The organism is Desulfonispora thiosulfatigenes DSM 11270 (assembly GCF_900176035.1).
Lineage (GTDB): Bacteria > Bacillota > Peptococcia > Peptococcales > Desulfonisporaceae > Desulfonispora > Desulfonispora thiosulfatigenes.
In genome coordinates this window covers 226,398-239,170 of the sequence record NZ_FWWT01000016.1, presented here as the reverse complement: position 1 = coordinate 239,170, position 12,773 = coordinate 226,398, and the positions used below count along the sequence as shown (strand labels likewise).

Sequence of the window (12,773 nt, the reverse complement as noted above, 5' to 3'; positions counted from 1 at the left end):
ATTAACAGCCTTACCTGATGAATTCATTTTAGCCCTTCTCCCACGTTTCTTATCTCTTAAGGCATCAGGACCAGCCGCTCTATAATCATTTACCCACCTAGCGATAAGAGCATTATTATTAATCCCTATCGAAAGAGCCAGTTCCTGATAAGATACCTCACTTGTTAAATAAGACTCTACCACACCAAGCTTAAATTCAAAAGAATAAGCTTCGTTCTTTCTTGAACGTTTTAATCCATCATCACCAAGTTCTTCGTAGTAATGTACCCAATTGAGAACTTGTCTTCTGTTTTTTACTCCATATTTTTCTGCTAAAAAAGTATAACCTCCTTCGCCACGTAAATATGCATCTACAACTTTCTTTTTAAACTCATAACTGTATGCAGCCATAAAAATACCGACCTCCAATTGTTAGATTTTTGGTCTAACTTTTGGGGGTCGGTACAGTTTAATTGTAGATGCCTTTTTAATACTAGTTATATTTTTATTAATATGCAGTCCAGCCAGCATCTGCTACTATTTGATCACCATTTACAAAGCTTGATTCATCAGAAGCTAAAAATAGAGCTATATTTGCTATTTCTTTTCCTGTACCAGATCTTATATTATTTGTAGCACCCTTCATTACTCGTTCCATGCCAAATTTACTAGGCTCTAGTTTGCTTAGAATTTCCGTTTCTACGCCACCTGGACAAATAGCATTACATCTTATTCCTTTTTCTGCATACATATAAGCTATATTTTTGGTAATTCCAATAAGACCAAATTTAGATGCTGTATAGGCAGTACCAGCTCTGCTACCATATAGTCCACCTAAAGAAGATATATTTATGATATTTCCTTTTTCTTGATTTAACATTATAGATAGTACTTTTCTAGAAAGCTTCATCGGAGCTGTAAGATTTACATTTAACACCTTATCCCAAAGTTCATCATTAAGTTCACCTAATGGGGTAAAATTATCAATTATACCTGCATTATTTACAAGCACATCTATTCTTTTGTACTTATCCATTGTATATTCTACCATATGATCGATATCCGCATCCTGTGTAACGTCACCTTCTAGTGCAACTACCTCCCCCGGTAAGCCAGTTGCTTCATTAGATAACTCATCTAGTTTACTCTTTCTTCTTGCTACAGCAACTACCTTTGCGCCTTCTTTTGCAAATAGTAATGCCATATCTTTTCCCATTCCTGAACTAGCTCCGGTGAGTAAAACTACCTTTCCCTCTAATCTCATAATACACCTCCAAATATTTTAGACGTTATTAAAATAGATTATTCTATACTATAAAGCTTCGACATCAGATTTAAAATTCCTTAGTTTAATTAAAGAAAATTTATATTATCCATAAATTTTGTTTAATTACATCTACAATTTACTTAGTACGTTCGTTAATTCTAATTTTATAGATACATCTAAATATTTAAAGCTACATCATGCGCTTCTTTTACTGCATCTAAAACCTTTCTAGCTTTGATACTATCTCCAATATTTACAATATCTACTTTATCTTTTAAACTTTCAAATATATTAATGTTTGGTGAAAAACCCATGGCTAGTACTACACTATCGCAGGATATTTCTTTTTCTTTTCCATTTTTGCTTATTATTATGGAACTGTCTTTGATTTCGATTAATTTACTTGAAACACTGGTCTTTATATTAGAATGATTCAATAACTGTGTTAACATCATTAAGTTTTGAATAAATACAGGTTCTGGTAATATTTTGTCTGCCATTTCAATAATAGTTACCTTTTTACCTTTATGAGCTAGTACTATCCCTGTTTCACATCCCACAAGACCTGCCCCGATTATGACAATATTATCACCTACTAAAGCCTTGTTTTGAAGCACTTCTGTAGCGGTAGTTACATGAGCTTTATCTATTCCTGGTATAGACTTAGGCCTTATAGAGCTACCACCAGTTGCGTTTACTACTTTGTCGGGATTGTATTTTAATACTTCCTCAGCTGTAGCTTCTTTCGTAAACTTAATTCTGATATTTAATTTATCTATCATTGTTTTATAATAATCTAAAAGATAAGATCCATCTCTTTTAAACGGTGGCATACAAGCATTGTAAAAGTTTCCTCCTATATGCCCTTGCTTTTCCCAAATTTCCACATCATGTCCAGATAACTTAGCAGAAATAGCAGCTTGGCATCCTCCAGGACCAGCTCCTATTATTAAAACCTTTTTTGGAGAGTCTGCTTTAAAAATTTCTTTTATTCCTTCATACCCTGCTATGGGATTTACAGCACAATCAATATGTCTTCCTTCACTTACACTTTTAATACACCCTTCATTACAAGATATGCATTTACAAATTTCATCAGCTCTATTATTAGCTATTTTATTAGGAAAGTCTGGATCTGCTAAAAATTCTCTGCCTACTCCTACTATATCTAGCCAATTGTTCTCTAACGCTGCCTTTGCCTTTGATATATCACCTAATCTGCCATTTGAAATTATAGGAACATTAACTACATCCTTTATGATACGAGACGATATCATTTGAGGAGCCATTTCTTGCTGATATACTGGAGGCATTGCCATATACCAATTATCATGACATCCAGCATCAACATGAAGACAATGAATACCCTTTTCTTCCAGCATTTTAGCTATTTTAATTCCCTCATCTATTCCCCTATACCCTTCTTCTACAGGCAAGAAATGATCTGGCGTAAATTTAACTATCAGTGGATAATCATTTCCTAAATCTTTTTTGGTATTATCAATGATTTCATTTAAAAATCTCATTCTATTTTCAAAACTTCCACCATATTCATCTGTCCTTTTATTCCATTTTTCCGTCATGAATTTATCCGTTAAGTATCCACCATAGGCATGAATTTCTACAGCATCTACTCCTGCCTTTTTGGCAAGTAATAGAGTCTTAGATACTTCAGTTTGAATAAATTTAATTTCTTCTTTTGTCAGTTCATGAAAATTTATGTCTGCACCTGGATATAAAGGAGTATCAGAAACAGAAGCTGGTTTTTCCCTATGTTTTGCCTTAGTTCCTAGTCCTATTCCAGGCATGATTTGAATGCATACCTTACAATCATATTCATGTGCTCTATCTACTAAATCTTTAAATCCTAAAAAGCTCTCTTCGGTTAAAGTAGAAGAAGGACCAGATCCATCAATTTCTTCGGTAGCTATAACATTAGTCATAATCATAGCCGCTCCACCTTTAGCCCTTCTTATATAATATTCATTTGTTCTCTCCGTAAAGTTTCCTAATTCGGGACCCATAGCTACCATTACATATCTATTTTTTAATTCTAAATCACCAATTTTAATAGGTTCGAGTACTTTCATCTATTTTTCCTCCAATTAACACATTTATATATGTATTAAATAGTGTGCCCATTTCCTGAGTTTCTACTTTTAAATTTGCATGGATATTTAAAGCTTTATGCAACTTCTACTTCTTCCATATCTAATTTAGGGTTATTAATGAAAAGTAAAACTGTGGCCGACATCTTTCCTATGAATTATTTTTTAATTGTTATATTTATCATGCGGATAATATATTCCCAGATAAGAATTATCTTTCTTTGCAACTTTTCTTTAACATTACTTTCTAAATTATTATCAATGGCTCTGGCTCTATTTGAAAATCTTTTACTAGAATACGAAAGTATTTCATTAGCTAAATCCTCTTTTGTTGCAAAGTATTTATAAAAAGTAGCTTTGGATATTTTACATATTTTGCAATCTCATCTATTGAGGTAATATGACGTCAAACTATTATTTCCTTAACCCTTCCAACAATGCCGCTCTCAAGCATAACCTTAATCCCATGAGGATGGGTAGGCGAATTTGTAAGAATTCTCTTAACTACTCCCTCAGTTAATTTTCCCGAACGCTGATCTTGTTTTTGGACGACTTTAACTTTTGTACCCTGTTTTATATTTGCTCGTTTAGTTCCATCCATAATGAACCTCTTTCCCTGTCTTTTATTATCCCAATCCATTATTTGGAGAATAACTAAATAACTAACCAAACCCAAATTTCCCTATACGCATTACGCGTATATGCGTGCATGCGAAATTTGCTATTTTCTCTATATTTACATTATCTCTATATGATATTATAGTTATTTAGTTCTTGTAGTGGGTTAATTCCATGGGGTTCAAGGGATTGGGATGGATAACTAGATGATAACTAAAACATAACTAAAATTTTTAGTTATGTTTTTACTTCCTAAATATTCCTTTTTAAAAAATTACGCCGCTGCCTAATTTATTTAATTGCTCCTGTTTCTACATAAATCTTAGTTTTTTAGTTATTTGGTAGTTATATTTTGCATATTAAGGGGTAATTACATCACTAATAATTCCGCAATAAGATGCTTTTTTAATCCCAAATTTTTCTATAATCGTCGCTAAAATCACTTAAAATAGACAAGCTGCTCATTAATTAACAGCTTAGAATTTTTCACTTTTGCTAATAAAAACACTCGTAAAACAACTTCTAAATTTTCTTCAAAAATATATTTTAGGATAGATTATTTAATATTTTTATTTTAAAAACTTATTAAGATCATCTAAACTTTCATAAACAAAGATATCATCTATTAGAACTTCTAAGGTATCTGAGTCTAGGTTTTGTATTTTAGACTTTATCTCTAGAGGCAAACTGCCAAATTTTTTCGTTAATAGTCTTATGGCTGTTTTGGTTAGTGTTTCTATTTTTTCTTCACTTCTTCCTTTTTTTATACCTTCTTCTATACCTTCTTTTATGCCTTTTTCCATGCCTTCTCTTATAAGTCTTTCAGCAGTAGTCATAATAAGCTCACTCCCCTCAGGATAGATTCTTTCTATTTCTTCAGTTATCTTTTGAAGGTCTTCTTCATTAAAACTCTTTCCAGCGTAAAAAACATACCTTAAAAAGGTTTCAAAATATTCTACTCCTGTTTGCCTACTTTCCAATTCTCTAAGATATTTTGCTGCTAAAGTTATCGTTTCTTGCAGTCCTTCTTTATCTTTGATAAAGATATCTCTAAATATTGTAAGTAATATTTTAAGCTGTGCTGCTCCTTTTATATCCTCATCTTGATATCTTGAAACATCATATAAAAGGTATTTATAGTTTGGGATGAATTCCTTAACATCTTCAGGAATAGTCTCATAACCTGCAATCATTTCTCCTAAAGTTGATCTTATATTCCATTTGTTTTTCCCATGATAAATTACTAAAGGAATTATTATTGGTAATTCATCTATTTGTTCGTTTTCAATTTTATCTTCCCAAATTTCTACCATATATTTTAATAGCTGAAAGGCTATATTTTTACTTGTAAAACTCTTATGTTCAAAGAGAAAGTAAAGATATCCTGGTCTGTTATTTATATTTACCCCAAATAATAAGTCAGAAAAGACTTCATTTAATTCTTTATCTATAAAAGTATCTTTTAAAGGATGTAATGTATTTATATCTATTATATTTCTAATGCCCTCTGGCAAGTAATTATTTATAAAGTCTTTTGCCACTTCCAATTTTGAAAATGTTTCTTTGAAAAATTTATCATGCACATTTTGGATTTTCACTTTTGTCACCTACCTACTTATATTATACAATAAGCCTTGATAGTATGCCATTATTTAGTGAATAATGCTTTAGAAGATGATTATTTATCGTTTGTTTTTACTTTCTAATATGCAAACTTATTTAATAGGTTTTATTAATTTAATAAGCATAGTTAATATTTTTGCTTTCTACTAGGGTTTTAAATTAAGCCCATTTATTAATTAAATTTTCATCAATTTATTTATATTTTTTCTTAATTTCTATAATCCAATCTGGAAGTTCTTTATTTACTAGTTTCATCATATGTTTCAATTGATTTCCCGCTTCTTTATTTCTAGCTGTTTCAAAATCTACACTTTTTGATAAATCTGCAATATATGGGATTTCTTCTTCTTTAACCACAGAAAAGTGTTCCACTGATTTAGATAATATTTCTTTATCTATACCCCAGTCTTGTGCAAAATCTTTTACTTCTTTATCTATCTGTGCCTGTTTGCAGGTTTCAAGTGCTTCATCGAAATTTAAATCACTTGATAAATTCCCAGGAACAAGTTCTGTATTTACAAATTCCTTTAAAAGTTTTATTTTCCCAACTAAGGAGATGGATTCATAACTACTGCATCAAACTGAACTCCTTCACCTTTATTTTCAGGATCTTCAGGCCAATATTCAGATAAAGTATCCCCATTTTTTATAGTCACCTTTTCTAGACATAAATTGGTTCTATCTTAGATGACTTAGCCACAATTTGAGGCATAACCTCACTTACTTGATGTAGCGTATAGAATTCTTCGGCTTTTTCCCAGATTCCATAGCAAACTGCCCAATAATATAAAAACACCTAGCCTTTAGGGATCAGTTCATACTACCCTTAAGTTAGGTGTTTTTATTAATTAATGCTCAATATTTTCCAAAGATCATTTTTAGATTCCTAATTTAAATATCTAGTATGGATTATATTCATCAATTAACATAGTTTTTTTTACAGAATTAAAGAGCTTAATGGTTTACTCTCAATTATTTCTTTTGTAATTCTAAACTACCCATATCAATGACAGCTAATGACTCTTTAGGAATATTACTTTTAATAAAATCCTCTGCTATTTGCTTTTGACTAAATACTTCTTTAAATGTCAAGTCATGTTTATTAATTATTTCATTTGCATGGCGTCAAACTCCTTGTAGTAATATTCTAATTAATTCAGATGTAGCGATGTAAAGCAACTCTCTACACATTTAAAAATTTCCAACCTTTCAAATCAAGGGAAAGAGTCTTACAAAAAAACCTAAACCTTCATTTATATTGAGGATCGGTAGATGTAGATTTTGTTAGCACACATCTTATCCTGAATTTATAAAGACCAAATAATTTTATATGACTATTTAATGTACCTAATGGACGCACAAGCTGTAACTTGGGATAAAAATAAAGTAGATTTACGTCGAAAAGACTCCATCGAAATAACTAAGATTTTAAAACGCATAAAAAGATGAAGACAATCAGACGAACTAGGCAGTGGAATATTATACCGAAATAGGATTATTTAGTCAAAAGGGGTCATAACTAGCACTCCTAGTTATCTGTTAGTTATGTTTCTAGTTATCCACCTCACCCCATGGTCCAACAGCCCTAGAGAGATTACATAACTAATTAACTAAGAATTAACATAGAATAGGTATATGGTATTATAGTAAATAATATATATATACATATAACCCCTATTACTATATATATATAGGATTTTGATGCTAGTTAGTTATCTAGTTATCTAGAGAAAAAAGTATAAAATCCACCTTGTGGCAGGGGATTTTATTATTTCAGCTCGTTCTTCTGCAGAGAGCTTATTTTCTGAGTACTAAAAACGCTGCCGTTTCAGCGAGTGCTTTATCTTTTATTCTCAGTTCTTTTTCAAGATCTTTTGTTCTTTGTTTTTCTTTCAAGACTAATTGTATTGCTTGTCTAGTCTTAGGCCATTATGCGTTAAATTTGGAACGTATAGTGGTATTTTAAAACCAAATTTGAAACCCCCTGCCATTTGTATTTACTCATTTGAATTGCAAATCCCCTACTCGGCAACTCGTTGTTAACCTCTCCAAAATGCCCTTTAACTCACTATCTGTAACAGTCTTACATATGTCTTGACTACCCTATTTGGCACGTTCTTACCCTCATTTACAACGCTTAAATCATTACTCGGCACTTGTGGTACTTGTGTTTGTTGTTGCACCTCCTCTACCTTTGCTATAATTTCGTTCATCATCTTATCTTGTTCGGCAACTGAAATATCTTAGATCGTCAACCCTTTTTAAAACACCTTTTTCTCGGAACTAATAATCTATATTCCACAGGTGTAAGGTAGTTTAGTGATCCATTCGGTTTCGCTCAATGGCCATTTTGCATAAGGCTTCGGTGAACTGTGTGTAATGGATCACTTCCTCGCTGTCCTTTGACTTCATAAGTGATTTTGAATTCCATTCTTCATCTTCCTTTCGTTTTTTGGTTACACCATATATCACTCTGAAGCCACAGAATAGCAAGTTATTTGTGTATGAAAAAAGGAACCATCAAAAGATGATCCCTTAAAAAATGACTTCCTTCCGTAATCCCTAATTTAATTGGGAGTTTTTATATAACCTTTCCACTTGAATATAATCATCTGTTTGAAATCGTTCTCCACGAATTATTTTTATAGATAATTCCTCCATTTTTATTATTTCACCTTCATTCTTTTGATTTTTCTCTTTCATAACTTGAATTGCACGATAGGCTAAACATAAGATTTGTGTTTTAAAATCAGAAGTTTTAAGTATCATTTTGGTTTCCTCCCTCAATTAAGTTAAGCCCGACCCATGTTGAGACATTTTGTTTCTGCTTGAGCTCAAAATCTAACCCTATAAGATCTTTAATTGCGTTAACCTCTCGACTAAACGCGATATGTGAAATATGCCTTCCAGTTCTCTCGATAAAAGCGTTATATAAGTCTTTACTTGTAATCTTTAACGTACTTTCAATACAACATTCCCTCGTAAGAAATTCTTTGATCGCTTCAGAATCTGAAATAGGTGCTTCTTCCTCAGATAATACCGGAGCTATCATTGAATCGAATAAATTTTTCATATGAACTGAAGCTTGATTTAAAAATTCTCTACGAAATCTTTCAAATTCTTGCTGGTTCATGGTTATAATCCTCCCTCAAATTTGAAATGATGGTGATGATAGTTATAATATATCATCACCATCATTTATTGTCAATTGTTAAACTTTAACTTTTAAATAAAAAGGGTAGCCTTAGACCTAAAGGGAACACTTTAGTCTTTGACCTCCCATACTTTTTTATTTGCTTATTAAGTTAACCTGCCATTATATGTTCAATAACAATTATTTCAAATATTAAAAAATTTTCATAACACATTAAAGGAGTTTTATGCTTGCTCATATATGAAGTCGAGCCCCTAAACTCTCTAAATGTGTATTTTGCAAATAAATAATATTTTTGGGTTGCAAAATACAGTCCCACTCAATCATTTCTTTTGCATCTAGTAATGTTATACCGTCTGGTAGCTCTTTGTTGGGGTCTGCTGATTCTATGTTGAAGTCCGCCTCTACCCAATCCTCGCCGTATTTCTTACCATCATTGTTTACTCCTAAGACTACTTCCTTATCCGTTGCTGTTTTAAATTTATCTACGTTTATTTTGCCATACTCTGCTGTACTTAAATATCCATGGAGGTCATTTTTAGCTAGGTGGGTACTTACCATTAGTAATATTCCTTCTGCCTTACTGATTGGCTCATCCCAACGAGATTCCTCTCCACTGAATAAACCTAACTTTTTAGCTACTACCATTGTCTTATATATTTCTTCTTGCATCCCTTTATCTGGGTTCTGCAACATTGTTGCTAAGGTGTATGACTGCCACCTATCCTTGGCTATTACCTCTTTTGAATCTTTATCTTTATACTTAAAGCCTAGTCTGAACGCTACATCTCCACCGTTCTTTGTATCTTTAAACGCTTTATCTCTATCATTTACTTTACTTAATTCATCTAGAAAGTGCTTGTTTACTACCATTAGATTGCCTCGGCACGTGAAATGCTCCCTGTGTAAGATGACTTGTCTAGGCTCTTGTTCGCTACGCTTAAAAAGCTATACTCATCCACCTCTTGTGCAAACTTACTGTATGTTATTTTTCCACCTACTGCATCCTCAAAAGTTTCATCTGGTCTTATTTCCTTGACGCCCTCTTCTGTTTTATATACTAGGGTATAAAATTCTTCCCTGCTTAATGACTGAGTAGCGTTAAATGAACTTGGGTTTTTAGCATCTGGCAACAGGTTATAGTAAGCATTAATTGTGCCTAGTACCCCATGCAATTCGTTATCACCAATATCTGCATACGCCTCACCTGCTAGTTTTGTTAACTTAGTTTTAATTCCTTCTGACTTAAAATATTTAGTTACGAATACTTTATTTCTTAATGCGTCCTCTAGTGTTGTATTTCCGTTTCTATCACCTGTTTCGTCAACATATAAACAGCCTGACTTTCCATTAACCCCATTTTCAGTTACTATATTAATGTTGAATAATTCATCTAGCCCCTGCCTAAATCCTTCATTAAACGTCTTTAATTGGTCTAATTTAATCCAGTCTATTTTCTTTTCTTGTTCCCCTTGTATCTTAACTTCATATGAAGGACTAGCCAGCTCAATCGTGATTGATTGACCTGCATCTATCATACTCATCATTTCCTTACTATCCATTACCGCACAGCCCGCTAGTTGGGATACTAGTACGATAGCGATTATCCCTGAAATCAACATCTTATGTACTATCTTTATTTTTCCTGACACATTTAATACCTCCTTTACTTAATTATTAAGCATGCTTTATGTAATTGCAAGGAATGAATTGTTAAATTTTGTTATTTATTTCTTCATACCTAAAGTTTAAAAAACCATTCCAAACAAACCTCACAAGATAATCTCAAAAGTATTACGCCTTTATTAAAATCTTAAACAAATAAAAAAACCTGGATAACTAGTATCCAGGTTTTTCTTATAATTTATAGTTAAGCAAACCGTAAGCTGGGTTATCGGACAATGAAAGTCCTAACCCTTACTTCCTTGTGCCCCAAACCCTAGGATAGATTTTAAAAGCTTATGTATCACTTCTGCTATAGTTATGATTTAGTGAATAAAACGTATATTTATGCAAGAGGTATATTATGAAAGACTTACGTAGAGTTATGGGTGAGTTTATGTCTTACCTAAGATTTGAAAGAAATTCCAGTATCGAGACTATTACAGCTTATAGAAGAGATATTAGCCAACTCATCGAATTTTTACAAAATGATGAAATACCTTTAAGAGCTGATGCTGTTTCGCAAAATGTTATAAGAGGTTTTCTTAATTATCTTGATAATAAGTACAACCTCGAGCCTGCCACAGTTGCAAGAAAAATTAATTGTTTTAGAAGCTTCTTTAATTTTTGCGTAGATCAAGATTATATTATGATGTCTCCTATGAGAAAAATTACTCCACCTAAGATTCCAAAAAGAATGCCTATATACCTTAAAAAAGGAGAATTAAATAAACTTTTATCAGCACCCGACCAGTTTAAAAACGAAGAACATTGGCTACGTGATAAAACAATGCTCTATCTATTTGCTTTTACAGGTATTCGCAGATCAGAGTTAATTGGTCTTCAATGGTCGGATATTGATTTTAAAAATAAGACATTAAAAGTATTTGGTAAAGGGCAAAAAGAAAGATTTCTTCCTTTAAAGGAAGACCTAATTGAAATTCTTTGGGACTATCTGCAAACTAGGCTGCCACTTGAGAACCAATATATCATAATTAATGGAACTGGAAATCAAATGGACAAATCAACACTTAGATTAATTTTTAAGAAATGGGTAGAACGTGCAAGTCTAAATGCTGAGCTAATTACTCCTCATAAACTCAGACATACTTTCGCTACAAGGTTACTTGAAGAGGGTGTAGACATTGTAACTATTCAGGAATTAATGGGACATGATGATACCGAGAGTACTTTAATTTATGCCCATACCAATCAAGATAGAAAAAAAGAAGCTGTAGATAAATTGTAATAAAAAATACTTTAGAGGGTAGTTTTTAACTGCCCTTTTATTTTTAATTAACAAATATATTTCGCATACTAAATCATGACTAAATAAGTTATATAATCACAAATATAAATAAATACCTTAACTTATATTTTGAGATTTTGACTTATAATACATACCCCTCTGACAAACTGAGGTAATAACATGATATTAATATTTAAAACAAGAATCTAGTCTCTTAGAAACCCTGCTTCTAACTATAATAATATTGTAAATCTTTTGATATTTAACCTCTTATTATTGTTTTTATTGTTAACCTACTATTTTCTTTTAATAATTTCTTTCAACTGCTCTATACTTAAATATTCCGACCCTTTTTTCTTATGTAACATTGCATGACAATTGGGACATACAGGAATTAAATCATTTTTATAATCTACTTTATATTCAGCATTAATTTCAGATAACGGCGTGACATGATGAACATGTATAAAACCTTCAGCAAAATCACCATACACTTTCCCAAAACTAAAACCACACACTATGCAATCGCTTCCATGATATTCAATGCACTTTTTTCTAGCTATACTACTTCTTTCATATCTACTAACTTTAACACTCACCCCTACACCTTCATATAAACCTTCTTCATTTGGAATTTCATCAGGAAAGGTTATATCTGTTAAATCTTTATGAAAATATTTTTCTATGTAACTTAGAATATCATCTTTCAATTTTATCGGTCCTTGAGGTGCAGCCTTTAACCCATTTTCTTTGAGTTTATTTAGCGTTAAATTTCCCCCTGCAGTTCTTTCTATTAACCTAATTCTACTATAAAGTCGTTTTTTCCATTTATAATATTCATCTTCATTAATCCAAAACTCTTTATCATCTGTAATATCTTTAAATTGAATATCTATTTTCTCCACAATGCACTTAAACTCAATTTTACTTAGAGGTCTAGTAGAGTATATGTAGATAATATCCCCTACTTCATAGTTTGCAGTTTGCCTCCAATCAACATATCCCATCTTTTCAAATGCATCTGAATGCCTATAAATTGAACCATTAGCCGAAATTAACCAATTCATTATATTCCTCCCCTATTATTAATTTTATTAAATACTCTAATCTTAA

Annotated in this window: 16 protein-coding genes; 1 reads left to right on the top strand and 15 read right to left on the bottom strand. The window is 31.8% G+C overall.

Annotated features, from left to right (window positions below):
* From B8965_RS06705 to B8965_RS06645, 14 genes are all read right to left on the bottom strand, one after another.
* Nucleotides 1-390 (bottom strand): helix-turn-helix domain-containing protein (locus B8965_RS06705; RefSeq protein ID WP_084053065.1); only part of this gene is annotated, 390 nt, incomplete at its 3' end.
* Between the two features lie 97 nt (nucleotides 391-487).
* A complete protein-coding gene (locus tag B8965_RS06700) occupies nucleotides 488-1,243 on the bottom strand; it encodes an SDR family oxidoreductase (RefSeq protein WP_084053064.1) in 756 nt (251 codons plus the stop codon).
* 179 nt (nucleotides 1,244-1,422) lie between these two features.
* Nucleotides 1,423-3,336, bottom strand: a complete 1,914-nt coding sequence (locus B8965_RS06695; RefSeq protein WP_084053063.1) for an NAD(P)/FAD-dependent oxidoreductase — start codon at nucleotides 3,334-3,336, stop codon at nucleotides 1,423-1,425.
* A 176-nt stretch (nucleotides 3,337-3,512) separates the two neighbouring features.
* Nucleotides 3,513-3,719, bottom strand: a complete 207-nt coding sequence (locus tag B8965_RS13070) for a TetR/AcrR family transcriptional regulator (protein WP_423237166.1) — start codon at nucleotides 3,717-3,719, stop codon at nucleotides 3,513-3,515.
* 41 nt (nucleotides 3,720-3,760) lie between these two features.
* Complete coding sequence (locus B8965_RS06685; RefSeq protein WP_084053062.1) at nucleotides 3,761-3,955, bottom strand: YwbE family protein; 195 nt, start codon at nucleotides 3,953-3,955, stop codon at nucleotides 3,761-3,763.
* 586 nt (nucleotides 3,956-4,541) lie between these two features.
* Nucleotides 4,542-5,570: an Rpn family recombination-promoting nuclease/putative transposase gene (locus B8965_RS06680; RefSeq protein WP_084053061.1), complete on the bottom strand. Its 1,029-nt coding sequence runs from the start codon at nucleotides 5,568-5,570 to the stop codon at nucleotides 4,542-4,544.
* Nucleotides 5,571-5,787: 217 nt separating this feature from the next.
* Nucleotides 5,788-5,967, bottom strand: a complete 180-nt coding sequence (locus B8965_RS06675) for a hypothetical protein (protein ID WP_084053060.1) — start codon at nucleotides 5,965-5,967, stop codon at nucleotides 5,788-5,790.
* Nucleotides 5,968-6,256: 289 nt separating this feature from the next.
* A complete protein-coding gene (locus tag B8965_RS12950; RefSeq protein WP_278336341.1) occupies nucleotides 6,257-6,391 on the bottom strand; it encodes a hypothetical protein in 135 nt (44 codons plus the stop codon).
* 176 nt (nucleotides 6,392-6,567) lie between these two features.
* Entirely contained in the window at nucleotides 6,568-6,687 is a 120-nt protein-coding gene (locus B8965_RS06665; RefSeq protein ID WP_159446295.1) for an Rpn family recombination-promoting nuclease/putative transposase, read from the bottom strand.
* A 968-nt stretch (nucleotides 6,688-7,655) separates the two neighbouring features.
* Nucleotides 7,656-7,808 (bottom strand): hypothetical protein, encoded by a 153-nt coding sequence (locus B8965_RS12450; protein ID WP_207651167.1) that lies wholly within the window; start codon nucleotides 7,806-7,808, stop codon nucleotides 7,656-7,658.
* Nucleotides 7,809-8,157: 349 nt separating this feature from the next.
* Nucleotides 8,158-8,364 carry a hypothetical protein gene (locus B8965_RS06660; protein WP_084053058.1) on the bottom strand — a complete coding sequence of 69 codons (207 nt, stop codon included), beginning with the start codon at nucleotides 8,362-8,364 and terminating at the stop codon, nucleotides 8,158-8,160.
* Nucleotides 8,354-8,728, bottom strand: coding sequence for a hypothetical protein (locus B8965_RS06655; protein WP_084053057.1), 375 nt, complete (start codon nucleotides 8,726-8,728; stop codon nucleotides 8,354-8,356). Before B8965_RS06655 ends, B8965_RS06660 begins: the two co-directional genes overlap by 11 nt.
* A gap of 255 nt (nucleotides 8,729-8,983) precedes the next feature.
* The gene (locus B8965_RS06650; protein ID WP_084053056.1) at nucleotides 8,984-9,622 is read right to left on the bottom strand and encodes a hypothetical protein; all 639 of its coding nucleotides are present in this window, start codon (nucleotides 9,620-9,622) and stop codon (nucleotides 8,984-8,986) included.
* Entirely contained in the window at nucleotides 9,622-10,401 is a 780-nt protein-coding gene (locus tag B8965_RS06645) for a hypothetical protein (RefSeq protein ID WP_084053055.1), read from the bottom strand. Before B8965_RS06645 ends, B8965_RS06650 begins: the two co-directional genes overlap by 1 nt.
* 374 nt (nucleotides 10,402-10,775) lie before the next feature.
* Between B8965_RS06645 and B8965_RS06640 the strand changes: the two genes are divergently transcribed.
* The gene (locus B8965_RS06640; RefSeq protein ID WP_084053054.1) at nucleotides 10,776-11,660 is read left to right on the top strand and encodes a tyrosine-type recombinase/integrase; all 885 of its coding nucleotides are present in this window, start codon (nucleotides 10,776-10,778) and stop codon (nucleotides 11,658-11,660) included.
* Nucleotides 11,661-11,956: 296 nt separating this feature from the next.
* Here B8965_RS06640 and B8965_RS06635 read toward each other — a convergent pair whose 3' ends face one another.
* Nucleotides 11,957-12,727: an HNH endonuclease gene (locus B8965_RS06635; protein ID WP_084053053.1), complete on the bottom strand. Its 771-nt coding sequence runs from the start codon at nucleotides 12,725-12,727 to the stop codon at nucleotides 11,957-11,959.
* Between the last annotated feature and the right edge of the window lie 46 nt (nucleotides 12,728-12,773).